Origin of the sequence: Collinsella sp. TM06-3 (genome assembly GCF_003436395.1) — a bacterium.
Taxonomy (GTDB): Bacteria; Actinomycetota; Coriobacteriia; order Coriobacteriales; family Coriobacteriaceae; genus Collinsella.
Map to the genome: position 1 here is coordinate 1 of NZ_QSPG01000048.1, position 1,540 is coordinate 1,540.

Consider the following 1,540-nt stretch of genomic DNA (forward strand, 5'->3'; position numbering starts at 1 on the left):
ACAGACACTATGACCCAATCCAGGGGCACGGAAACGACAGGAGCCCCCGCTCGTGACCGCGGGTCGGGGCTGCGACAATGTTGTTGAAGTGCCAGAGGCGCAGCCGCGCCGCAACGAGGTTGGGAGGCTCCCGTGCCTAGATATTCTACCGCCTTCGGAATGGACGTACACCTCAGGTCCACCACCGTCTGCGCGCTCGACGCGGAGACGGGCGAGGCCGTGACGAGGAGGTTCCGCGGCAACCCCTGGGGCGAGGTCGCGGAGTGGATGTCGGGCTTCCCCGGCCCGTCGCTCGCCGCCTACGAGAGCGGCTACCTCGGCTTCGCCCCGCAAAGGGAGCTCTCCGGGCTCGGCGTCGACTGCGTCGTCGCGGCCGTCTCCAAGGTCCCGAGGTCGGCTGCCGACCTCTCGTCCAAGAACGACCGCAACGACGCGGCCAGGATGGCCAAGGCGATACTGTCGCACGACGTCACCCCGGTATGGGTGCCGTCCCCCGAGATCGAGGGGCTCAGGGACCTCGCCGCCGCCCACGACGCGGCGACCGCGAGGCTCGCGGCGGCGAAGCAGCGGCTCCTGGCGTTCCTAGCCCGCCGCGGCTATGTCTACGGCGGCACGACGCCGGCCGGCAACCCCCGGAAGTACTGGACGTACGGCTTCCTCAGGTGGCTCGACGGCATACACCCCGCCGACGACGGCGGCATCCGGGCGCTTGCGGCGCTGAGGAACGAGGTCGAGGCGGCCGACGAGACGAGGGAGGCCCTCCTCGCCGAATACAGGGCCGCCGTCGCGGCGGGCCCCCTCTCGGCCGAGGTCGAGGCGCTCCAGTCGATCAAGGGGTGCGGGTTCGCGCTCGCCGCCGCCTTCGCGTCCGAGGTCGGCGACTTCTCGAGGTTCCGCTCCGGCAGGCAGGTGACGGCCTACTTCGGCCTCGCCCCGAAGCAGAGGTCGAGCGCGGACTCCGTGCGCCTCGGCGGAATCAGCGGGGCCGGCAACGCGCTCGTCAGGAAGCTGGCTGTCGAGGGGTCCTGGTGCTACGCCCAGGCCGGCCACCAGCCGAAGCTGATGCCCAAGGGCTCCGGCGTGCCCCTCGAGATAAGGATGCACGGGAGGAAGGGGTCCGAGAGGCTCCTGCGCCGCCGCGAGGAGATGATCGCCCGCGGGATGCCGCAGGCGAAGGCGAACGCGGCCACCGCGGCCGAGCTCGTGAGGTGGCTGTGGGCCCTCGGCACGATGTGCCGGGAGGGCGCGGAATAGACATAAGCCCCCGTCCCGGCGAGCCGGGCAGCCTTCGGGGACACCCCCGTTCTCGCTGTGCGCGCGGCGGCCGCCGCATGCGCGAAGACAGACTAGGGGAACCCCGCCGAAGGAGAGGATTGCGGGCCGCCGGAGCGGTATCCGCGGATATGAGACTGAGCCGAAGGCGTCGATGACATGCCGGGGGCGGACCGGGACGGGTTTAACGGCAGGCCCCGCCGACCGATTGCAAGCGGTCGGCGGGGCCATTGTGGCCCTTGACAGTGGATTGGGTCATATGAGCGAG

At 70.8% G+C, this 1,540-nt stretch carries 1 protein-coding gene; it reads left to right on the forward strand.

From position 1 onward, the window contains the following. The first annotated feature begins 132 nt into the window (after positions 1 to 132). Positions 133 to 1,254: an IS110 family transposase gene (locus tag DXD56_RS09925; protein WP_117641087.1), complete on the forward strand. Its 1,122-nt coding sequence runs from the start codon at positions 133 to 135 to the stop codon at positions 1,252 to 1,254. Positions 1,255 to 1,540 lie beyond the last annotated feature (286 nt).